Origin of the sequence: Streptomyces canus 299MFChir4.1 (genome assembly GCF_000383615.1) — a bacterium.
Classification (GTDB): Bacteria; Actinomycetota; Actinomycetes; order Streptomycetales; family Streptomycetaceae; genus Streptomyces; species Streptomyces canus_C.
The window spans coordinates 69,333-90,301 of sequence record NZ_KB911601.1 but is presented as its reverse complement, the minus strand read 5'-3'; the positions used below and the strand labels follow the sequence as shown (position 1 = coordinate 90,301).

Annotated in this window: 20 protein-coding genes; 12 read left to right on the top strand and 8 right to left on the bottom strand. The window is 67.4% G+C overall.

Features of this window, described 5'->3' with window-relative positions; all coding sequences use genetic code 11:
* Window positions 1–41: 41 nt before the first annotated feature.
* Window positions 42–1,376 carry an amidase gene (locus tag H293_RS50420; protein WP_158694467.1) on the bottom strand — a complete coding sequence of 445 codons (1,335 nt, stop codon included), beginning with the start codon at window positions 1,374–1,376 and terminating at the stop codon, window positions 42–44.
* A 48-nt stretch (window positions 1,377–1,424) separates the two neighbouring features.
* Between H293_RS50420 and H293_RS0132550 the strand changes: the two genes are divergently transcribed.
* The 10 genes from H293_RS0132550 (at window position 1,425) to H293_RS0132505 (ending at window position 10,243) form a co-directional block, all read left to right on the top strand.
* Entirely contained in the window at window positions 1,425–2,036 is a 612-nt protein-coding gene (locus H293_RS0132550; protein WP_020122009.1) for an HD domain-containing protein, read from the top strand.
* A gap of 89 nt (window positions 2,037–2,125) precedes the next feature.
* Entirely contained in the window at window positions 2,126–2,512 is a 387-nt protein-coding gene (locus H293_RS0132545; protein WP_020122008.1) for a RidA family protein, read from the top strand.
* Window positions 2,513–2,514: 2 nt separating this feature from the next.
* The gene (locus tag H293_RS0132540; protein ID WP_199790221.1) at window positions 2,515–3,423 is read left to right on the top strand and encodes an alpha/beta fold hydrolase; all 909 of its coding nucleotides are present in this window, start codon (window positions 2,515–2,517) and stop codon (window positions 3,421–3,423) included.
* Window positions 3,424–3,462: 39 nt separating this feature from the next.
* Window positions 3,463–4,452, top strand: coding sequence for a phosphoglycerate dehydrogenase (locus H293_RS0132535; RefSeq protein WP_020122006.1), 990 nt, complete (start codon window positions 3,463–3,465; stop codon window positions 4,450–4,452).
* Between the two features lie 73 nt (window positions 4,453–4,525).
* Entirely contained in the window at window positions 4,526–5,236 is a 711-nt protein-coding gene (locus H293_RS0132530) for a substrate-binding domain-containing protein (RefSeq protein WP_199790220.1), read from the top strand.
* Entirely contained in the window at window positions 5,233–6,021 is a 789-nt protein-coding gene (locus tag H293_RS0132525) for a hydroxypyruvate isomerase family protein (protein ID WP_020122004.1), read from the top strand. The genes H293_RS0132530 and H293_RS0132525 overlap by 4 nt, the downstream gene beginning before the upstream one ends.
* On the top strand, window positions 6,018–6,692 hold the full coding sequence (locus H293_RS0132520) for an aspartate/glutamate racemase family protein (RefSeq protein WP_020122003.1): 675 nt from the start codon (window positions 6,018–6,020) through the stop codon (window positions 6,690–6,692). The genes H293_RS0132525 and H293_RS0132520 overlap by 4 nt, the downstream gene beginning before the upstream one ends.
* Entirely contained in the window at window positions 6,689–7,936 is a 1,248-nt protein-coding gene (otnK, locus tag H293_RS0132515; protein ID WP_020122002.1) for a 3-oxo-tetronate kinase, read from the top strand. The genes H293_RS0132520 and otnK overlap by 4 nt, the downstream gene beginning before the upstream one ends.
* A complete protein-coding gene (gene otnC / locus H293_RS0132510) occupies window positions 7,933–8,568 on the top strand; it encodes a 3-oxo-tetronate 4-phosphate decarboxylase (RefSeq protein WP_020122001.1) in 636 nt (211 codons plus the stop codon). Before otnK ends, otnC begins: the two co-directional genes overlap by 4 nt.
* Before the next feature lie 358 nt (window positions 8,569–8,926).
* Window positions 8,927–10,243, top strand: a complete 1,317-nt coding sequence (locus H293_RS0132505) for an MFS transporter (protein ID WP_020122000.1) — start codon at window positions 8,927–8,929, stop codon at window positions 10,241–10,243.
* A gap of 570 nt (window positions 10,244–10,813) precedes the next feature.
* On the opposite strand, the gene H293_RS0132500 is transcribed toward H293_RS0132505, so the two are convergent.
* The 4 genes from H293_RS0132500 to H293_RS0132485 form a co-directional block, all read right to left on the bottom strand.
* Window positions 10,814–12,028 (bottom strand): amidohydrolase family protein, encoded by a 1,215-nt coding sequence (locus tag H293_RS0132500; RefSeq protein ID WP_020121999.1) that lies wholly within the window; start codon window positions 12,026–12,028, stop codon window positions 10,814–10,816.
* A 50-nt stretch (window positions 12,029–12,078) separates the two neighbouring features.
* Window positions 12,079–13,137, bottom strand: coding sequence for a thiolase family protein (locus H293_RS0132495; RefSeq protein ID WP_020121998.1), 1,059 nt, complete (start codon window positions 13,135–13,137; stop codon window positions 12,079–12,081).
* A gap of 77 nt (window positions 13,138–13,214) precedes the next feature.
* Window positions 13,215–13,625 carry a Zn-ribbon domain-containing OB-fold protein gene (locus H293_RS50415; protein ID WP_063746949.1) on the bottom strand — a complete coding sequence of 137 codons (411 nt, stop codon included), beginning with the start codon at window positions 13,623–13,625 and terminating at the stop codon, window positions 13,215–13,217.
* A gap of 8 nt (window positions 13,626–13,633) precedes the next feature.
* A complete protein-coding gene (locus H293_RS0132485) occupies window positions 13,634–14,302 on the bottom strand; it encodes a GntR family transcriptional regulator (RefSeq protein ID WP_020121996.1) in 669 nt (222 codons plus the stop codon).
* 112 nt (window positions 14,303–14,414) lie between these two features.
* Between H293_RS0132485 and H293_RS0132480 the strand changes: the two genes are divergently transcribed.
* Entirely contained in the window at window positions 14,415–17,057 is a 2,643-nt protein-coding gene (locus tag H293_RS0132480) for a CaiB/BaiF CoA transferase family protein (RefSeq protein ID WP_020121995.1), read from the top strand.
* A 72-nt stretch (window positions 17,058–17,129) separates the two neighbouring features.
* Here the strand turns inward: H293_RS0132480 and H293_RS60470 are convergent, their stop codons facing one another.
* The 3 genes from H293_RS60470 to H293_RS0132465 all read right to left on the bottom strand — a co-directional run bounded on the left by H293_RS60470 (window position 17,130) and on the right by H293_RS0132465 (window position 19,508).
* Window positions 17,130–17,252, bottom strand: a complete 123-nt coding sequence (locus H293_RS60470) for a hypothetical protein (RefSeq protein ID WP_020121994.1) — start codon at window positions 17,250–17,252, stop codon at window positions 17,130–17,132.
* A 484-nt stretch (window positions 17,253–17,736) separates the two neighbouring features.
* Window positions 17,737–18,594: an SMP-30/gluconolactonase/LRE family protein gene (locus H293_RS0132470; RefSeq protein WP_020121993.1), complete on the bottom strand. Its 858-nt coding sequence runs from the start codon at window positions 18,592–18,594 to the stop codon at window positions 17,737–17,739.
* Window positions 18,591–19,508 carry a TIGR03619 family F420-dependent LLM class oxidoreductase gene (locus H293_RS0132465; protein WP_020121992.1) on the bottom strand — a complete coding sequence of 306 codons (918 nt, stop codon included), beginning with the start codon at window positions 19,506–19,508 and terminating at the stop codon, window positions 18,591–18,593. The genes H293_RS0132470 and H293_RS0132465 overlap by 4 nt, the downstream gene beginning before the upstream one ends.
* 266 nt (window positions 19,509–19,774) lie before the next feature.
* Between H293_RS0132465 and H293_RS0132460 the strand changes: the two genes are divergently transcribed.
* Window positions 19,775–20,968: an LLM class flavin-dependent oxidoreductase gene (locus H293_RS0132460; RefSeq protein WP_020121991.1), complete on the top strand. Its 1,194-nt coding sequence runs from the start codon at window positions 19,775–19,777 to the stop codon at window positions 20,966–20,968.
* The last annotated feature ends 1 nt before the right edge of the window (window position 20,969 follow it).

Below are 20,969 nucleotides of genomic sequence, written 5' to 3'. Positions count from 1 at the left end.
AGCGGCGGCGACCTCCGGTTCCGCGGATCGTCCGTCGGAAATCAGCCTGCGAGGTCGCTTGCGACGGCGGCGGCGGATGCAAGGAGCGCCGCGTCGCGCCCGCGCCGCGAGAACAGCTGAATGCCCCAGGGCGCGGGACCGCTCGGGTCGCCGGGCAACGAGATCGCCGGCACTCCGAGCAGGTTCTGGAGTCGTGTGTTGCGCATCAGCATGCGCCTGACGTCGGGGCGGGCCCCGGCTTCGATGCTTGGTCCGGTGATCGGGATGGTCGCGTTCACCAGTGCGTCGAAGGGGGCGGCGAGCGCGGACATCTCCGTGCGCACCCGGTCCACCTCGCCCAGCGCGTGTTCGTACTGGTCACGCGTGATGCGTGCCCCGTCTTCGAGGCGTTCGCGCACGTCGGCTCCGAGGAGCTCGGGTACCGTCTCCAACCGCTCCCGGTTCACGCGGTACGCCTCGTAGGCCATGATCGTGGTGGACACATCCATCACGTCGAAACCGCTCGGCGCCGTAACGGATTCGACGTGCCATCCGCGGTCCGACAGTGCGTCGACGGCGTTGCTGAGGGCCGTCGCGATGGCCGGATCGACGGTCAGGTCCGGATCGTCGAACACGGCGAGCCGCCGCCCCGCGTGCGGTCCTTCCTCCGCGAGGGGGATGCCGGCGAACACGTTCATCGCTATGCGGACATCTTCCACCGAGGAGGTCAGGAACCCGAGGTGGTCGAGTGTGGGGGCCGTGGGATGAACACCGGTGATCGGGAGGAGGTCGTAACTTGGCTTGAATCCGACGATCCCGCAGAGCGTCGCGGGGGCCCGGATCGATCCTCCGGTGTCGGAGCCGAGGGCGATCGGTGACAGGCCCGCCGCGACGGCCGCTGCCGATCCGCTGCTGGAGCCGCCCGGGATGATTCCGGGGAAGCGCGGGTTGCGGGCACCGCCGTCGAAGTCATTCAGCCCCGACGGGCCGTAAGCCAACTCGTGCATCCGGGTCGTGCCCAGGATGATGCCGCCGGCGGAGCGCAGCCGGGAAATGATCGACGCATCGGATGCCGGGACGATGTCGACGGAACGAGACCCGGCCGACATCTTCCGTCCCTGCATGCCGATGATGTCCTTTACCGCGAACGGGATGCCGTCGATCGGTGAGAGCGGCCGGCCTGCTCGGTGTCGCTCGTCGCTCTCCCCTGCCTGCTGGCGGGCGGTGGAGCGGAAGACTTCGACGAACGCGCGGACCGAGTCGGTGGTCGCGTCGATCCTCTCGAGGCAGTGCTCGACCAGCTCGACCGCCGAGTACTGGTGGTCCGCGAGGCCGTCACACAGCTCTCGCACGGTGTGCGGTACCGATGGGTTCGAGGAGTGACTCAGTGTTTTCACGATTCAGAAGGTACTACACGGAAGCATCGGATGCTATAGTATAGAACTATGGCCGACATCGAACCCCTCCGAGCCGGCGTTCGGGCGAGCTTGCCCGAGCTGGCGGACTTCACCGATCAGGACCTCGCCACGAAAATCGTGGAAGCGTGGGCCCTCTCCCTCAGTCAGACCGAATTCGAACGCATCGAAGACATGCCAGGTTCGGCCAACCCGGATTCCCCCGCGCTGCGCGATGGCACGCAGGCCACCCACGTGCGCGGGGTGGGATTGTTGACCGTCGCGCTGGGTGAGGAGCTGCAACGGGTGCTCGGCCCCCTGGGGCTGGACCGTGACATCCTCTACGCCGGCGGAGTGCTGCACGATCTGGGCAAGCCGTTCGAGAACAGCCCGGCCAACCAGGCCCGCTGGAAGGAGGATCCGGGCAAGGCCGGCTTCCCCTCGATCCGCCACTCCGTGTACGGAGTGCACATCGCGTTGACCGTGGGGCTGCCCGAGGAACTCGCGCATGTCTGCGGTACGCATTCCGGGGAAGGGCAACTCGTCTACCGCAGCACCCTGAACAGCATCGTGCACCACGCCGATCACGCGTTCTGGGCGGCGGCCGAGAAGGGCGGGCTCCTCGACATGGACCCGGCGGATCGGCTGACGAAGAAGGGCTGATGCCTCAGCCCGATGACAGAAATCTGCGCTCAAGCCCCGGATCTTGCCCACTTCTCTCGCAAGACCACTCACCTCAAGGGAGCAACCCCATGATCAAGGAAATCACCACCGACAACATCGCCCCCCTCGAAGTCCCGCTCACCCACGTGGTGCGCGCCGGCGACTATGTCTACCTCTCCGGGCAGATCGCGGTCCGGGCTGACGGATCCCTGGTCACCAACGACTTCCCCGCCGAGACCCGCGCAGTGCTGGACAACATCAAGGCCGGGGTCGAAGCCGCCGGAGGCACGCTCGCCGACGTGTGCAAGACCACTGTGTTCCTTCTGAACGCCACACTGTTCGAGCCGATGAACGTCGTCTACCGCGAGTACTTCTCCAAGCCGTTCCCCGCTCGCTCGACCATCGTCGCTCCCCTGTCCAACCCCGACCTGCGCATCGAGATCGAAGCGGTCGCGTACATCCCCCAGAACGGCTGACCGTGACCCGCACTGAGAAGGGTGTGGACGAGTCCGTGAGCCACGCCGGCACTACACCGCGTCATCGAATGGTCTCGGCGAGCGGACTGCGCTGGCACGTCGTGGAGGCGGGGAGCGGCCCGACCATCGTGCTCGTCGCCGGCTTCCCGCAGAACGTCCACGCGTGGCGGCACGTGATTCCGCTGCTCGCGCAGGACTGGCACGTCGTCGCGGTCGACCTGCCGGGCCAGGGCGACTCCGAGAAGCCGCTGGACGGATACGACACCTGGACGACCGCTGAGCGGCTGCACGGCCTGCTCGCCGAACTGGGGCACGAGCGGTATCTCCTCGTCGGGCACGACATCGGCTCATGGGTCAGCTATCCGTTCGCCCACCGTTACCCCGATTCGCTCACCGGTGTGGTCTTCATCGACGGCAACATCGCCGGCCTCTCACTGCCCGAGACGGTCCCGGTGGGCCCGGACGGGTGGCGCAGCTGGCACTTCCTGTTCAACGCGATCCCCGACCTCCCCGAGGCACTCGTGTCGGGCCGGGAACGCATCCTCATCGAATGGTTCTTCAGCCGGAAGACCGCCAGCTGGCGCGAGACGTTCACGGCTGCGGACATCGCGGAATACGAACGCACGCTGGCGGCCCCCGGCGGCCTGCGGGGGAGTCTCGGGTACTACCGCGCCGTACATGAGAACGCTGAGCGCAACAAGGAGCTGCGGAAGGCCCTGATTCAGGTGCCGATGCTGGCCATCGGCGGTGAGTTCGGTTCCGCTCCAGCGCTGCACGACGACATGCGTTCGCTCGGTGTGGACGTCAGCGGGACAACCGTCCGCGACACCGGTCACTACATCCCGGAGGAGAAGCCCGGCGAACTGGTCGAGCAGATCAACCTGTTCGCCGAGCGCCTGCCCCGCGCGTAGACACCCGGCAACGCGCCCATACATGCAGACGGAGGCGAAGTGCGCCGCAAACGTGTGCTGATCACAACGTCGTGGCTGGACGAAGGGGATCATGTGCATCGCATGCTCGCCGATGCCGGATGCGACGTCGTGTTCGGGCGGCCGGCCGATCTCCAGCGCCAGGGGCGCTCGCTCGAAGACGCCGTCACCGACGTGGACGCGCTGGTCGCCGGTGTCCAACCGTGCGACGCCCGCGTGCTCAATGCCGCGCCGCGGCTGAAGGTCGTCGCCCGCACCGGAGTCGGCTACGACAACGTCGACGTGCCGGCCGCGAACGCGCTCGGCATCGCCGTCTGCACCACGCCGAACGTGAACCGCCGGTCGGTGGCCGAGTTCACCATCGCGTCACTCCTCAACCTGGTGCGCGGCATTCCCCAGGCCGGCGCCTCGATGCAGGAAGGGGGCTGGACACAGACCAGCGGACGCGAGTTGTACGGCAAGACGCTCGGCGTTGTCGGTTTCGGAGCGATCGGCCGAAGCGTCGCCGGCCTCGCGCAGGCCTTCGGGATGACGGTGCTGGCGTGCGACCCCTACAGCGACGGCGTCTTGGTCGGACAAAGCGGGGCCTCGCTGGTGGAGTTGCCCGAGCTCCTTCGGCGCTCCGATGCCATCACGGTGCATGTTCTCCTCAGTGACGACACGCGCCATCTGATCAACGAGGACGCGATCGCCCGGATGAAGCACGGAGCCGTCCTCGTCAACGCCGCCCGCGGAGGGGTGGTCGACGAAGCGGCACTGGTCAACGCGCTTCGCGGGGGCAGGATCGCAGGCGCGGCGCTCGACACCTTCGAAGACGAACCGCTACCTGTGGACAGCGCGCTCCGTGGGGTCGCGAACCTCCTCCTCACGCCGCATATCGCCGGAGCGACCATCGAAGGCCGGGCACGTTCGGGAACGTCGGCGGCGGAATCCGTCCTGGCGGCCCTGTCCGGCGAGATGCCTCGAGCCGCCGTAAACGCCGACGTGATCGCGCGGCGCGCTCGTCTGTGACCGCGATGCGACGCCCCGCGCCGCGGAGCGTCGCATCGCCCCCAACCAACCCTGTCGAGACAGGAGACTTCTCGTGCCCAACCGATCCATTGTCATGATGAGCGGGCTGGCGACCCGCAAGGCGTTCGACGACCATCTCTTCGCCGCCTTCACTGAACGTACCGGTGTCGAGGTCATCCCCGTCTACGACCCCACGGTCCAACTGCTCCGGCGTCTCGACGCGGGGGAGCACTTCGACGTGATGATCGCAGCCACGCCGTCACTCGATGCCCTGATCGCGAACGGCATCGTCGCCGAAGGGCCGCGACCGATCGTACGAAGCGGCATCGGGCTTGCCGTGGCGCGCGGCGCCGAACATCCCAAGGTCACCACGAGGGAGGACCTGCTGGCGACGCTCGTCACCGCCCGCTCGGTCGCGTACTCGCGCACGGGCCAGAGCGGCATCTACTTCGTCGACCTGGTGAAGCGCCTCGGCCTCGAAGACGTGGTGCTTCCCAAGGCGACCGTGCTGGAGAAGGGCTTCACCGCGACCGCGCTGGAAAGCGGTGAGGCGGACCTCGCCGTCCAGCAGCTGAGTGAGCTCCTGTTCGTGCCGGGAGCCGAGATCGTCGGCCCCCTTCCGGAGGAGCTGCAGAAGTGGACCGAGTTCTCGGCCGGGACCGCCGTCGCCTCGACGGAAAACGCCGATGTCGCGGCCTTCGTCGACTTCATCAGCAGTCCCGAGGCGGCGCATGCGTACCGTGCCACCGCCCTTGAGCCGGTGCCCTCCGGGCTACTGTCGTGACGAATCTCCGATTCGACGCCAACCTCAAATGGCTCTTCACCGAGGTGCCGTTCGAGGAGCGGTTCGACGCCGCCGCCCGCGCCGGCTTCACCGCGGTCGAGTACGCCTCTCCCTACGCGTACGAACCCCGACGGCTGCGCGCCCTGCTCGACGACGCCGGACTTGAGCAGATCCTGATCAACACCCCGATGGGCCCCGCGGGATCGCCCACGCGGTCCGGCTACGCCTGCCTCCCCGACGCGGTCGGTGACTACCGGGAGGGCGTGCTCCGCGGGCTGGAGTACGCCACCGCCCTGGGAGCGAAGTTCCTGCACGTCGTGGGTGGCATCGTGCCGGAGGGCGTGAGCGCCGATCGCGCCTTCGCGCGCTATGTGGCCAACATCGCCTGGGCGGCCGAGCAGGCACGCGGTACCGGCATCCGGCTACTGCTCGAGGCGCAGAACCAGCGCGACGCCCCTGGTTTCGTGCTCACCTCGCAGGCCCGGGCCGCCGCGGTCGTGGAGGCCGTCGGAGTCGACCTGGTCGGGCTGCTGCTGGACTTCTACCACGCGCAGATCGATGAGGGCGACCTCATCCGCACCTTCGAGAAACACCGCGGCATCGCGCTTCACCTGCAGATCGCCGACGTACCCGAACGCCACGAACCCGGCACGGGCGAGATCGCGTACTCCACCCTGTTCCGGGTCATCGAGTCCTCGGGCTACGACGGATGGATCGGGTGCGAGTACCGGCCCGCCACCGAAACCGCGGCCGGACTCACCTGGATGAAGGAGCTCGCGGAATGAGCAGCACTCCGAAGATCGCGCTCATCAGCGCCGTGCCCGCGGCCATTCCCGCCGCACGTGCCGCGCTGCGCGACACCCTGCCCGACGCGGTCGTGTGGAACATCCTCGACGACCGACTGCTGGTCGACGCGGTCAGCCACGGGGGCCTGGACTCCGATCTACGGCACCGCATGCAGCGTTTGATCGGACACGCCCTCGCGGAGGACGTGGACGCGGTGTTGCTCACCTGCTCCGTGTACGCCCCGGTCGCACAGGGCACGGACGCCGGTGTACCGGTGATGGCGCCCGACGAGGCCGCCTTCGCCGACATCGCCGCGGCGGGCTACGCATCGGTGCTCGTGCTGGCCTCCGTCGACACCGCGTGCGACGACTCGGTGGAGCGCCTCCAGACGGCGCTTCACGATGCCGGTGCGGACAGCCGGGTCGTCGGACTCTCCGTGCCCGCCGCGCTGGCCGCGGCGACGGCGGGAGATCAAGACGCCCTGGTCGCCGCATTCGCAGATGCCTGCGTGAACCTGCCCGACGACGTCGAAGCCATCTTCCTCGCCCAGTACTCGCTCGCGTCCGCGGGTGACGCGCTACAGGAGGCAGTGGGTATTCCGGTCGTCTCGGGCCCGAAGAGCGCGGCAGCCGCCCTGCTCCGGCTCATGTCCGAGAGGAACGGTCGATGATTGGCGTCATCGCCGACGACGTCACCGGCGCCACCGACGCTGCCCTGGCGTTCCGCCGCACCGGAATGCGGTGCGGCGTGTATTTCGGCACCCCCCATCCGTCCGACGTGCGGTCCGGCCTCGACGTCGTGGTGATCGCCCTCAAGTCCCGCACGATTCCCGCACGTGAGGCAGTGGCGCAGTCGCTCGGCGCCGCACAGACGCTGCAGGCGATCGGCGCACGGCAGCTCTTCTTCAAGTACTGCTCCACCTTCGACTCCACCGCGAACGGCAACATCGGGCCGGTCCTCGACGCCCTCGTCGATCTGCTGCAGGTCGACGCCGTGGTGACCACACCGGCCACCCCGGAGCATGGGCGCACGACGTTCAACGGGTATCTGTTCGTGAACAACGAACTGCTGTCCGAGTCCTCCATGCGGAATCATCCGCTCACCCCGATGCGGGACTCCTCACTCACCCGTCTCATGAACGCACAGTCCAAGGGCAGCAGCGTCGTCGTCGATCACGACGTCGTCCGCCGCGGCGCGGAAGCGATCCGGAGTGCAGTGGACGGGACACGCCACATGGCGCGCTATGTGTTCCCCGACGCGGCAACGGAAGAGGACCTCTTCTCGATCGCCCAGGCTGTCCTTGACGAACCGCTGGTCGCCGGTGCCGCGGGACTGGCGGGCGCCATCGGACGCGCGCACGGATCAAGAGGCGCCGCGGCACGCGCACGCGTGAGCGAGAGCGCACCGGCCGGCCGGGCCGTCGTTCTCGCGGGAAGCTGCTCTCGACGCACCCTTGAGCAGATCGACCGGATGCTGCGCGCGGAACGACCGGCGCATCGCCTGGACGCGTTCGAGTCGGACGATCCCGAACGCCTCGCGCAGGGCGCGCTCGACTGGTACGACGCGCTTCCGACCGGTCCGGCCCCGCTGATCTACTCGTCGCTGGCTCCGGCAGCGCTCCGTAAGGTGCAGGACGCGATCGGTGTCGAGCGATCGGCCGAGATCTTCGAGGGCGCCTTCGCGCACATCGCCCGGGGGCTGTGTGAACGCGGGGTCACTCGCTTCGTCGCCGCCGGCGGGGAGACGTCGGGGTCGTTGGTGGCTGCCCTTGGTATCCGAGGCGGTGTCGTCGGGTTGGAGGCCGCCCGGGGTGTGCCCTGGATCCACACCGACCGGAATCTGGACGTGCTGCTCAAGTCGGGCAACTTTGGCGAACCGGACCTTCTTGTCGCCGCTTCGGACGGCAGTTCGTGACGGCGACCGAGAGGGACCGGGCGGCCGCCGACATCATCGACGCCGCCCGGTCCGTCTTCACGCGGGGCCTGACCCACGGCAGTACAGGCAACATCTCTGTCCGTACGGCCGACGGCATCCTCGTCACACCCACCGGTTCCAGCCTCGGTACCGTCCAGGCGAGCGACTTGTCGCTCATCGACGACCGCGGTGGCCACCTGTCCGGGCCGAAGCCGTCGAAGGAGGCGTTCCTGCACGCCGCCGTGCTGCGTGCTCGACCGGGTGCGCGTGCGGTCGTGCACACTCACTCCACCTACAGCGCTGCCGTGTCCTGTATACGCGATCTCGATACCGACAACGTCCTCCCTCCTCTGACCGCCTACTACGCCATGCGCGTCGGACGACTGCCTCTGCTGCCGTACTACGCTCCCGGCGACACCCGCCTGGAGGCTCTCGCAGAGGCGACCGCAGCACGCAGGCACGCCATGCTGCTGAGCAACCACGGTCCCGTTGTCGCTGGAGCCAGCCTCGCCGCGGCCCTGGACGCCCTTGAGGAACTCGAGGAGACGGCGAAGCTCGCCATCATTCTTCGCGGGCTGCCCGTGAACCCGCTCACCGCCGAGCAGGCCGCGGCCCTGGATCCCCAGGCCTGAGCAGCGGCAGGGAGCCCCTGGCTCCCTGCCGCTCCCAGCCTCGTCCGCAGTAGGTGTTCGCAACACAATGACGTAGCCCGATGTAACAAAGCATCGCTAGTGTCCCGTGTCGTCGACTGATGACGGTCGACTCGGCAGATGGTCGGCGTCGCTGCCTCTGCAACTGCGAATGGTCGTCTGAGCCCGCGGTCCGGCTGACCGGTCACGCTGCGACAGCTGCCCCTGTAGATGCCAGTACTGCGAGTAATAATCGAGTGATCTTGAATAAGGTATAGGTAAATAGGTGAAGCTATACTATTCTTCGGCCGTGGATCCTCGCGCATAGGCGCGCCGGACGCACTCACGAAAGGATCCGGTAGTGAAATCTGCTGAATCCCCAGAACTGCTGCGCACCGCACCACCTTCCGAGACCCGCAAGGTCACCACCGCTGGAGCGATCGGGTTCTTCGTCGAGAACTACGACAACTCGGTCTACGGCTTTCTCGCGGGAATCATCGCCATCGTCTTCTTCCCTGAAGGGGCGGAGGCGGTCGCTCTGATCTTCACGTTCGGTCTGTTCGCCGTGTCATTCGTCTTCCGCCCGGTCGGCGGCGTGCTGCTCGGCATGATGTCCGACCGTGTCGGCCGGCGCCCGGCCATGGTGCTCGCGCTGACCTTGATGGCGGGAGCCACGACAGTGATCGGCCTGCTGCCGGGCTACTCGTCGTGGGGCGTCGGCTCCGTACTGCTTCTACTCGCCATGCGCATGATTCAGGGCATCTCCGTGGGAGGTGAAGTGTCGGCCGCCATGTCATTCGTGGGCGAGCACGCCCCGCCGAATCGCCGGGCCTTCCTCATGTCGTTCCCGCAGGCGGGCAGCACTCTTGCCAACCTCATCGGCAACGGATCGGCCTTCCTTTTGACATCGACGCTTTCGTCGACAGCCATGGAGAGCTGGGGCTGGCGCATTCCGTTCCTCATTGCGGCGCCGATGGGTGTCGTCGGTTTCTACATTCGCCGGAAGCTCGAAGACACCCCCGCCTTCCTCGCGCTCCAGGAGGAAGGAAAGATCGTTCGCAACCCGCTGCGCGACGTGTTCACCCGTGACAATCGTCGGCAGCTGGCGCTGGCGTTCGCCCTGCCCATGCTGAACAGCGCGGGATTCTTTGTGCTCTTTGTCTTCATGCCGACCTACCTCAACAGCCAGCTCGATTACACGCGCCCCAGTGGCCTTGTCGTCAGTGCCTGCGCCCTGGCGTGCGCGACGATCGCGATTCCGTTCTTCGCGCGCATTTCAGATCGCGTCGGGCGCCGCCCGGTGATACTCACCTCGTGCGGCGCCATCATCGTATTGTCCGTGCCGGTCTATCTTGTGCTCGGAATCGGCGAAGTGGCCCTTTCCGGCCTTGCCGGTGGCGTGATCGGTATCGCTTTCGCAGGAAATTACTCGGTCATCCACCCGATGATGCTTGAGCTTTTCCCGTCGCACATGCGTACAACTGCGTACTCTTTGGGGTACAACGTGACGACCGCGGTGCTCGGAGGCGCGGCACCTCTCATCCTCAGTGCTCTCTACGTTTCGACGGACAATGTTCTCCTGCCGGCATTCTTCGTTGCCCTGTCTGCGGTAGGGACGGCGATCGCCGCCTACGCCAACAAGGAAACGGCAGGAAGGTCGCTCACGGAGTTTGCCTGACGCCCCCGATCGGGTGCTCACCGATCGGGGGCTCACCGATCGGGTGCTCACCATCCGGCGGCTCTCGACGTGAGGGCGGCCGGATGGCTTGCGTGCACCGACGGCCGGGGAGATGGGAGGAATTGATCCGGGCCGCAGGAGTACCGGAGCGGTCCCGGCGTCCTCGGCTTCGCGGATCGTGGTCGTGTCCTCGGTCGTGGTGTAGCCGATCATGGTCTGTCGCTTCCGCTTTGGAGCCGTCCGGTACGTGCCGCGGTCGGCCGCCGTGCGATCACCGCTGGTCCCGGCCCGGTGAGCCTCAACAGGGCCTCTGGCGAGGACAATTCGGGCCGCGACCTGGGAAATCCGCCAGCTTGATCAGCTGCACCACTCGGCGGGACGCCATCGCGATCCCGTCGCGAACAGCGCCGGCAGCGGCTCGAATCCCAGCGCACCTGCCGGCCGGACCCGGACGTCCTGGCCATGGGCAACGGCATCGCGGCCGGCCGTGCGCAGCCACCCACGCGGCTTCGCCCGCGCTCCCGGGGGGAGGGCCGGGGGCGCGGGCGAAGCCGTTGACTGCTGTGGTCGTCAGGCGGGCTGGCGGTCCAGGTCGAGCTGGAACAGCTTGATCGCGTTGCCGCGGACAATTTTGTATGTCGTCTCGGCGTCGATGCCGGAGAACTGCCCGGCGAGGTGGTCCAGGGTGTGCGGGTAGGGGCCGTCAGCGTGCGGGAAATCGACCTCGAACATCAGGTTGTCGATGCCGATCTGGTGGGCCTGCTCGATGGCGTGCCGGTCGGCGAAGATGCAGCCGTACATGTTGCGCCGGATATAGGTGGAGGGCAGCTCCTGCATCTTGACCTCGCCGTGCCCCCAAATGTGATGGGTGTAGGCGTGGTCCATCCGCTCCATCGCGTAGGGGAGCCAGCCTGCTTGGCCCTCGGAGTAGGCGAGCTTGAGGCCCGGAAATCGATCGAGCACGCCGGAGAAGATGAAGTCCGCCATCGAGGCGTACGAGTTGGAGAACTGGAGTGTCGTCGCGACGACGTCGGGTGCGCCTGGAGGCATCGGCATCATCTTTGACGACGAACCGATGTGCATGCAGATGACCGTGCCGGTCTCCTCGCAGGCTGCGAAGAATGGATCCCAGTTGCCGTCGTGAATGGTCGGGAAGCCGAGATGCCCGACGATCTCGCTGAAGGTGACTGCACGAGCTCCCCGCGCCGCGTTGCGGCGCACCTCGGCCGCGGCGAGTGCCGGGTCCCACAGAGGCACGACCGGGAGCGGGATGTGGCGGCCGCCCGAGTCGCCGCACCATTCCTCGACGATGAAGTTGTTATAGGCCTCGATGCATGCGATCCCGAAGTCCCGGTCCTTGCTGGTCTGCTCGCTGAATGCCTGACCGCAGAACCGCGGGAAGGTCGGGAAGGCGAGTGAGGCCTCCACATGCTGGGAGGTCATCACCGCGAGCCTGGCCTGGGGGTCGTAGCACGCGGGGTGCATCTGGTCGTACGTCGCCGGCTCGTTGCCGCGCATGTCGGCCGTGGTCTCGACGCCGTCGAGGATGAGGATGGGCCGTCGCAGCACGTACGCGGAGTCGCCGAACAGCCAGACGTCCCCGGGGTCCCCTTCAGGATCCTCGACCAGGCCGTTGAAGAGCTTCGATTCCTTGCTGATCAGTCGACGCTCTACCCGAGGTGCCCGGTCCTGGTATTTCGCCGGCAGCCACCTCTGGAACAGCGTCGGGGGCTCGATGATGTGGTCGTCGACGCTGATGATCATCGGTAGCTCGGTGGTCGTCATCCGGCTCCCTCTTTCGTCTCGATTGACTTCCGCACACAATATCTCAGATATCAGACCCTGGCGAGAGTCCGCCCAAGGAGCACCACGTCACCGAGCGCGGCCACGAGCGCGATCTCCGGGTCGGGCAGCTGGTTGGCCGCGGACGTGCCGCGAAGCTGGCGCACCGCTTGGACGACCCGCTGGATCCGCTGCGACTCCCCAGTGTGCGAATGCGACATCGTGCCGCCGTCCGTCACCACGGGGTAGCGTCCGGTCACCTCAATCGCGCCGTCGGCGACGAAGTCCGGCCCTTCGCCGACACCGCAGTATCCGAACGCCTCGAAATACCTGATGATCTCCCAGCTGAAGTTGTCGTAGAGCTCGAAGACGTCGACATCCTCACGGGCGAGCCCGGCGCGCGCGAAGGCGCGGTCGGCCGCGTCCCGGCCCAGCATCCCGACCCGTTCATAGGTCGGCGGGTGCGTATAGCTCGGCCCCCAGCTCTCGGAACCGCCGCCGAGCACGGAGACAGCGATGCCCGGCAGGTCCCGAGCGCGCTCGGCTGTGGTGAGGACGAGAGCGCTGCCCCCTTCCGCGGTCGTGGCGCATTCGAGCAGGTGGTAGGGGTCCGCGACCATCCGTGAAGCCAGGATGTCCGCTGCCGTGAACGGGCCGCGACCGTGGTAGACGGCCTCCGGGTTGCGCGAGCCGTTGTTGCGGATCACCGCCGCGACATGCGCAACCTTCGCCGGGTCGACCGAGAACCTGTGCATGTACTCCTTGGCCGACAGGGCGAACTCGGCGGGGGTCATCAGCCCCCAGCATTCGATGAACTCGTTGGACGGACGGGTCCAGGGAGCCGTGCTTGCGGAGTCCTGGTGGATTCCGGCCTCGCCGGCGGCCAGCACGACGACATCGGTGACGCCGGTCTCGATCGCGGTCGCTGCTTCGAGAACCGATGCGGCGCCAGGCATGGCGCGGCCGGCCCAGAAGTAGGGGATGCCCATCGCATAGCCGAACTTGCGTGAGCCATTCTGATAGTCCAGTCCCGGCAGGATGTTGACGCCGGTGACGTCTTTGGCAGTGAGGCCGGCGTCGCTCAGTGCGCCCCGGATCGCGGCCGCGGTCACGGTGTCGGACGTCTCCCCGTCGAGCTTTCGAGCCTGCCGCGTGTTGAAAGCACCTACGATGACGGCCTGTCGGCTTCTCACGGGCGCCGCCGGGTCGCCGCTGCGAGCTCGAAGAACGGCAAAGCGATGTCCTCGGACTCCTGATGGAACCGGACCTGGACCGCGGCCCCGATCAGGTCCGCGTCCGGCTCGGCGCCGACGATGTTCGTGAACATTTCGTATCCCTCCTCCAGTCGGACCACGGCCACGACGTAGGGCGGTTCGAAGGCCGGGGTCGGCGGCCGCCAGACCACCGTGCAGGTGACGACGTGGCCGCGCCCGGAGGATTCGGTCCACTCGTAGGCGGTGTCCAGGCAGTGGGGGCAGAAGGCGCTGGGGATGAAGAAGCGGCGCGCGCAGCCGGAGCAGCGCTGCACGAGGAGTTTCCCGCGGAGGCAGCCGTCCCAGAACGGGCGTGACAGGGCGGTCGGCCGAGGCAGAGGGCGCATGACGGCGTTCACCCCGCGGTCACAGCGACGTCGTGCTGCGTCATTGCGTCGAGCAGCTGGTCCATGATGCGCAGTGCGTGGCCTGAGAGGAGGGCGCGTGCCGCGGTGGAGTCGCGGTCGCGCAGGGCGCGGGCGATCTCCAGGTGTTCGAGCGCGTCCGGGACCAAGTCGCGGACCAGGCTGACGTCACGTTGGCGCAGCGCGACCGTGAGGACGAAGGCGTCCTCGATGGCGGATCGCATGTACTCGTTTCCCGAGGCGTTCGCCACCGCGACGTGGAACTCCTGATCGGCCTGCCGGAAGCCGGCCGAATCACCGCTGCGGGCGCAGCCCACGGACCTTGCCGCCCAGTTCGCTATGGCCTCGAGCTGCTCGACCGTGGCGTGGTGGGAAGCGTAGACCGCGGCGTCCGCCTCCAGAAGAGCGCGGTACTCGAACGCTTCCCGCACCGACCGGGCAGAGGCGAGCGTGACGCGGAGTCCTCGCGATGTCGGCTCCACGAGCCCGATGCGGCGCATCCGCAGCAGCGCTTCGCGGACCGGTGTCTTGCTCACCGTCAGCTCCTTTGCGAGCGTCGCCTCGCTGACTGAGCTGCCCGGTGGCAGCGAGGCGCTGACGATGCGGTCGCGAATCGCCGCGAACACGAGGTCGGTGAGGTTGTCGGGCCTCTCGATCATGCAGGGATCACCCTTTCGCCTCGCTCCCTCGTCTGCGGGTCGACTCGGTCATGAGATATCGGGATTGACATGTGCTGTATGGGATATCGTATCTCGAAACGAGGAGGCTGTCATGAGCTACGCCCTGCACGACGGGATCACCTGGCCCGGCGACCTGCCGGACAACGAGCCCCAAGAGCACTTCGCGTTCCTGGGTCGGCTGCGTGTTCTCGAGGTCGGCGACGAGCTCGGCGAGTACTGCGGGAAGGTCCTGGCCGGCCTCGGCGCGGATGTGGTGCGGGTCGAACCGCCGGGCGGTGCGCAGACCAGGACGTACGGCCCCTTCCTCGATGACGAGCCGCACCCCGATCGGAGCCTGTACTTCTGGCACCACAACCTGGGGAAGCGCTCGATCGTCCTCGACCTGGACTCGGAAACCGACCAGGAGCGATTCCGTGACCTGGCCACCCGGGCGGACGTGGTCCTCGACAGTATGCCGCGGAACTACCTGGCCGAACGTGGCCTCGGATACGACGTGCTGCGTCAGACCCGGCCCGGCCTGATCCACGCGAGGATCTCTCCGTTCGGCGACATCGGCCCATGGCGCGACTACGCCGGCAGCGACCTGGTCCATCTCGCCCTGGGCGGAGTGATGATGAACTGCGGCTACGATCCCGACCCCGTCCATGGGTACGACACCCCGCCCATCGCTCCCCAGATGTGGCAGGCGTACTACATCGCCGGCGAGATGGCGGCGATGTCGATCCTGGCGGCTTTGACCTATCGGCTGCACACGGGACGAGGGCAAGCGCTGTCGACGAGCGTGCACCAGGCAGTCAGCCAGAACACCGAGACAGACCTACCGGACTGGATCTATCTCAAGCAGGTCCACCGCCGCGTCACCTGCAGGCACTCGACCACCTCGGCTCGGAGCCCGTCGATCGCTCAGACCAAGGACGGCCGCTACGTCCTGCCGTACCGGACCTACGTCCGCTCCCAGGGCGATGAATGGGACGCCACTGTAGAGCTCTTGCGCAAGTACGGCTTCGAGGCCAACCTGGGCGACCCCAAGTACGCGACGGACTACCGGAACAGCGACGAAGCGCGGGACCGGCTGGCACATCAGGTCAACCTCCTTCTCGGGCAGACCCTGTTCGAGCGAGACGTGTGGCGTGACGCACAGGCATTGAATCTTCCCTGGACACCGGTGCGGCGCCCCGAGGAGAACGCCAAGGACGAGCACTGGTTGCAGAGGGGCGCCTTCTTCGACGTCTATCACCCCGAGCTCGACCGCACCTTCCTCTACACCGGCGGGAAGTGGGTCACGGAGGAGTTCGAATGGCCCCGGGGACCGCGGCCGCCGCTGGTCGGTGAACACACCGACGAGGTAGAGGCAGAGTGGAAAGGCAGCCGGCCGGAACAGCGACCGGCCTATACATCGCCGCGCAACGAAACCACGGTCAACAGCCCGCACGGCAAGCCGTTCGCCCTGTCCGGCGTGCGGGTCGTCGACATGAGCTGGATGCTGGCGAGCGCGGGCGCAGGTCGCCTCCTCGCCGCTGCGGGCGCCGACGTCATCAAGGTCGAGCACATCAGCCGGCCGGACCGAATGAGGTTCAGTCCACTCGGCGCCTGCCCACCGGGGGGTCGCGCCGAACGGGACGCCGCGGTCACCGCCCTGCCCACCCCCGCCTACACCGGGGACGACGGCAGCCCGAACCGCAGTGGCTCTTTCATGGAGATCAACGCCGGCAAGCGCTCGCTCTCCCTCAACCTGAAGCACCCGGAGGCACGCAAGATCCTCGAAGACCTGATCCGGGATGCCGACATGGTCCTGGAGGGGTTCTCGCCCGGCACGATGACCCGGATGGGACTGGGTTACGACCGCCTGCGCGAACTCAACCCCCGCATCATCTATGTGCAGCAGAGCGGCCTGGGCGAACGGGGCGGCTACGGCAAGGTGCGTACGTTCGGGCCGAGCGCCCAGGCCATCTCCGGGATCAGCGACATGTCCGGACTGCCCGCCCCCTTCCCGCCGGCAGGGATCGGCTACTCCTACCTGGACTGGTTCGGTGCGTACAATATGTCGACGGCCATACTCGCCGCGCTCTACCGCCGAGACGTCACGGGACTGGGATGCCACATCGACGCCTCCCAGGGCGAGACGGGCCTGTATCTCACCGGAACGGCGATCCTCGACAAGACCGCCAACGGCCGTGACTGGGCTCGCTACGGCAACGCCTCGCCGTACAAGAAGGCAGCTCCGCACGGAGCGTTCCCCACACGGGGCGACGACCGTTGGCTCGCACTGGCGGCATTCACCGATGCCCACTGGTACGGCGTGACCGACGTCCTCGGTCTTGAGGAACTGCGTGACGACCACCGCTTCACCAGACTGGCGGACAGGATCGAGCACGCCGACGCACTCGACCGCCTCGTGGCCGAGGCGACACGAAACCGGGACGGCTTCGAGCTCATGCATGAGCTGCAAGCCAGGGGAGTGCCCGCCGGCGTCTGCCAGACCGCGCAAGACCGTTACGAGGCGGACCCGCAACTGGACGCGCTCGGCTGGCTGGTAGAGCTGGAGCAGAGCGAACTCGGCCGCTGGCCGGTCAAGGGACATCCGACCTGGTTCTCCGAGACACCCACCTACATCGGTGGCAGGTACGACCGGTCGGGGCCGAGCTACGGTGAGGACACCGACGAAGTGCTCAAGGAGCTCGCCGGGCTGGACCCGGAGCGGATCGCCGAGCTGCGGGCCGACGGAGCGCTCTGACCAGCTCAGGCACGTGAGGCCCGGCGTGGCGGTGGCACCGCCCCCGGGCCTCCGGATGGCGATGCCGCTTCTTCATCCATTCCGGGTGGGTTCGACGGCGGTGGCCTCGATGATGCTGGTGCTCGACGAGACCATCGGGAGCGTGACGGTGCGGTCGGCCAGTCCCGCCGAGCGCAGCAGGGCGGCATTGGCCACGTGCGGCTGGTCGAACCCACCGATGTCTTCTATCTGAGCGCCACGTGCGAGGTTGACGAGGCCGAGACGTATGAGCCGAGACGTATGAGCCGAGACGTATGAGCCGAGACGTATAGGCCGAGACGTACGAGCCGGACGGGCTTCACCGGCGTGGACCTCGGCATCGTCAACATCGCCACCACGTCCACCGGTTACCAGTGCGGCGGCTGAAGGCCCGTGCCCGCCGCGAGGCGCGGCACGTCCCTTCGCCCAGCTCCGAGGCTTCGTCGTCTACAAGGCCAAGGCGGGCAGGCGTGCCCCTGGTCTGCGTCGCGTTGCCCACGCCGACCGGAATGCTTCCCACAACATCGCCACCCGTGGCGAGAGCGTGTGGAACGCGGGGCGTGCGTCACACGTCTCTGCCATCAGATAGGGGTGTCTGGACGGAGGAGCCACCCCGCAGCCAGTTGGACGCTACCTCCATGTCCGGTCCTTTAAGTCCGGGTCAAGTTGACGAAGTGAGCCGGATCGTCTCAATGACCGAGGTGCAGGTTCGGGCGGCGATGGCTTCGGCGCCGCCGACGCAGCTGAGGACGAAGAGCGTCCGACCGTCGTGGCCGCCAACGGCGCAGGCCAGAGGCATCCGGTCGCCGAAGTCGACGACGTCGGCGACAGCGCCGCCTTCGAGCACCCGCCGAACGTCGAACGTCCACGGCGATGCGCACCACATCCCTCCCGCCGGGTCGACAGCGATTCCGTCGGCGCTGCCCGGCGCCAGATCGGCCCAGGTACGGCGTGCGGAGAGTGAGCCGTCCGCCCCCCGGTCGTACCCCGTCAGTCGCTGGGCCGGGAACTCGGCGACGACGTAGGTGTTCCCACCGTTGAGGAAGGCCGGCCCGTTGGGCGCGTCGAGCTGCTCGGCGACCACCCTGGCGCGGCCGTCCGCCTCGACGAGGATCACGACACCGTCCGCGTCGACGGGGCGCTTCTCAGCGTTCGAGTGGGTGCCCATCGAGCCGACGTAGGCGCGGCCTTGGTCGTCGACGACCATGTCGTTGAGTCCGCCTACGGCAAGGTCGGAGAGGTCGGCGTGGACGACGATCTCTCCCGTTCTCTCCCGTCGGAGGACGCACGGTTCGGTGAGGTTGACGATGAGCAGTCTGCCGTCCGGCAGGAAGCCGAGGCCGCTGGGACGCCTACCGTCGGTGAATTCCACCACCACCTCTGCTCGGCCGGACTCGTCGACCGTCATCACGCGGTTGGCGAAGATGTCCGAGAACCAGAGCCGGCCGTCTCGCCACCGTGGGCTCTCGGCGAACGTCAAGCCGTCGAGCAGCTTCTGAGGTGCCCGTTGCCGGCTCATAGGCCCGCCATGACGGTTACCGCGTCGAGCGCGCGCAGGGTCTGGTCCGGGGTCGGCGGCGGGGCCGACAGGGTCGCGACGCCGACCGCCGCCCAGTCCTCCAACGGGATGCGGGTGCCCGGGTGGTTGTACAGGAGGACCATCAGGCGTTCGGCGCCGGCCGCGGCGTACGCCTCACGGATGTCCTCGCTGGGGTCGCGTACGCCGACAGTGATGGACACCTCGCCCGGGTCCCGTCCGATCCGTGCGCACTCGTTGTCGATGGCGGCTCGGAACTCGGCAACCTGTGCCGGTGTCACGCCGGTGGCGAGCCATCCATCCGCCCAGGTGGCGATGCGCTTCGCGGCGACCGGCGTGGGCTGCGCGCCCACGATCACCGGGGGATGCGGGCGTTGCCGGGGCCGTGGATCGCAGACCATTTCCGGGAAGGCGACCAGGTCGCCGTCGTACCCTGCCGACTCGTTGGCCCACAGCGCCTTCATCGCCGCGACTGCCTGGATGGTGTAGCCCCAGGGTTTGGCTGCCGCCGCCGGGTTGTGGAGTTCGGTGACCTCGCGGAGCCATCCGGTGCCAAGGCCGAACATGAAGCGGCCTTCGCTGAAGGCATCCAGGGTCGAGACAGCCTTGGCGAGTGTGAGCGGCGGATGCTCTGGCACCAGGCAGACACCGGTGGCCACCCGGAGCGTGCTGGTGACGGCGGCCATCATGCTCAGAACGACGAACGGGTCGGCCATCTGGTGGTAGACGTCGGGGATCTCGCCTCCGGTCATCGGGAAAGCCATGCCCGGGTGTTTGGGTACCACGGTGTGTTCGGGGGCCCAGTACGACTCGAATCCCCGGGCTTCCAGCTCCTGTGCCAGGGTGACGGCGTCGATCGTATGGGTCGTGACAGCGAGCTGAGCGCCGATCTTCATCTTGGAGCATCTGCCCTTCGTGATGAGTGCGGGAGATGGGCGCGATGCGCTCGCACCTGCTGGACGAGTCTCGGTTGTGCATGTAGGTGCCGACCAGGGTGATGTACCGCAGAACAGAACACCGATCGCCGGGTTACGACAGGTTCTGCGAGCCGGAACGAAGTCATGGAGCCGCGACCGGGCTGCTGTTTGACTCAGGTCGCCGAGCGTCCGCCGGGCTCACAACTTGTGGCACGGGGGCCCTAGACGATGCTGGAGGAGAGACCATGAAGGTCGGAGTCCACTTCAACTTTCAGAACTACCTCGACTGGGACCGTTTCCTGGCCAAGGCGCCCGGCCCGCCGAAGGTGACCGACCAGCAGATCTACGATGAGGAGATCGCGCTGGCCGAGCTCGTCGAGCCGCTGGGCTTCGACTCGTACTGGGCGATCGACCACCACTTCACGCCGTACGTCATGACCGGTGGGGCGCTGCAGCATCTGACCTTCATGGCCGGCCGGACCAGCAACATCGACTTCGGCACGATGATCGTCGTGCTGCCCTGGTACGACCCGATCGTCGTCGCAGACCAGATCAGCGCGCTCGACAATCTGCTGCAGGGCCGCCAGCTCACCCTGGGCATGGGCCGGGGCGCGGCGGTCCGGGAGTTCGACGCGTTCCGCGTGCCCATGGCCGAGGCGCGCAGCCGGTTCAACGAGACCCTGGAGATCCTCCGCAAGGCCATGTCACAGGAGTGGTTCTCGCACGAGGGCGAGCACTTCAGCATCCCCGAGACCACGATCCGTCCTTCCTACCGCAACCCGCAGCGGCTCATGGACCGCATGAGGATCGCGTGGACGAGTCCGGAGACGCTCCCCATCGCCGCCAACGCCGGTCTGGGCATGCTGATGACGAACCAGAAGAGCTGGGACGACTACTCGTCGGACGTCGCGGCGTTCAACAGTATCCGGGCGGGCAACGGACTCACGCCGACTCAGCCCACCGTCGTGGTGCGGATGACCTGCGCCGAGACGGAGGAGGAGGCCTGGCAGGCCATGAAGGTGCACTCCCTCGAAGCGGGTGAGAGCAGCAGGCGCCACTACCAGTTCGACGATCCCGAGCGATTCCGCAATACCAAGGGGTACGAGCAGTACGCCAAGCTCAGCAACGCGATCACCGACCAGGAGACCCTGGCGGAGAAGAGCGCACGTCCGCAGGCGTGGGGTACGCCCGACCAGGTCTTCGAGAAGCTCAAGGACATCCAGCGCAAGACCAGCGCGGATGAGTTCGTCCTCAACGTGCGGTTCGGGGCCATGCCGGCCGAGCAGGCCGAGCGATCCATGCGGCTCTTCGCGAAAGAGGTGCTCCCGCGGTTGCACGAGCTGGAGGCACCCCTCGCGGACGAGATGCGCGGCGCGGCCGACGGCGCCGGCCGTGTGGCCTTCGACAACGGTGAAGAGCCGACCCGTCTGGGTCTGTAGC

Coding starts and splice junctions, on each gene's coding strand:
- H293_RS0132500 (WP_020121999.1), bottom strand. CDS start 12,028: ATGACGACCACCGAGCTACCGATGATCATCAGCGTCGACGACCACATC.
- H293_RS0132545 (WP_020122008.1), top strand. CDS start 2,126: ATGATCAAGGAAATCACCACCGACAACATCGCCCCCCTCGAAGTCCCG.
- H293_RS0132470 (WP_020121993.1), bottom strand. CDS start 18,594: ATGAGCCGGCAACGGGCACCTCAGAAGCTGCTCGACGGCTTGACGTTC.
- H293_RS0132480 (WP_020121995.1), top strand. CDS start 14,415: ATGAGCTACGCCCTGCACGACGGGATCACCTGGCCCGGCGACCTGCCG.
- H293_RS0132460 (WP_020121991.1), top strand. CDS start 19,775: ATGAAGGTCGGAGTCCACTTCAACTTTCAGAACTACCTCGACTGGGAC.
- H293_RS0132520 (WP_020122003.1), top strand. CDS start 6,018: ATGAGCAGCACTCCGAAGATCGCGCTCATCAGCGCCGTGCCCGCGGCC.
- H293_RS0132550 (WP_020122009.1), top strand. CDS start 1,425: ATGGCCGACATCGAACCCCTCCGAGCCGGCGTTCGGGCGAGCTTGCCC.
- H293_RS0132465 (WP_020121992.1), bottom strand. CDS start 19,508: ATGAAGATCGGCGCTCAGCTCGCTGTCACGACCCATACGATCGACGCC.
- otnK (WP_020122002.1), top strand. CDS start 6,689: ATGATTGGCGTCATCGCCGACGACGTCACCGGCGCCACCGACGCTGCC.
- H293_RS50415 (WP_063746949.1), bottom strand. CDS start 13,625: ATGCGCCCTCTGCCTCGGCCGACCGCCCTGTCACGCCCGTTCTGGGAC.
- H293_RS0132485 (WP_020121996.1), bottom strand. CDS start 14,302: ATGATCGAGAGGCCCGACAACCTCACCGACCTCGTGTTCGCGGCGATT.